1 pseudogene is annotated in these 252 nt (G+C 33.7%); it reads left to right on the top strand.

Annotated features, from left to right (window positions below):
• A pseudogene (locus GQ589_RS12105) lies at window positions 1–252 on the top strand (hypothetical protein); the annotation flags it as partial.

The following is a 252-nucleotide window of genomic DNA, read 5'->3' as shown; positions in this document are numbered from 1 at the left end:
ATACTAAACCCGTTAATCCAATTAATGGTGATTATTTAAAAGCCATTTATCCCGTATATACAAATAACCGCGATAAAATGCAAGGTATTATTTTTGAACGTATGAAAAGTATTGGTACTTCTGATATTCTTAGAGTGTTAGAAGGTTATCGCTGGCAAGATGAAGTAACGTTAAAGATCGAAATGAAAGCACAAAATGGCTTAGGCGAACAATATGCTAAAGCTAGGAAAAATGATCCTGAATCCTTTGGGA

Origin of the sequence: Gilliamella sp. Pas-s27, from assembly GCF_009795865.1 — a bacterium.
Taxonomy (GTDB): Bacteria; Pseudomonadota; Gammaproteobacteria; order Enterobacterales; family Orbaceae; genus Gilliamella.
The sequence above is the reverse complement of the archived record's forward strand: the minus strand, read 5'-3'. Positions and strand labels throughout refer to the sequence as shown.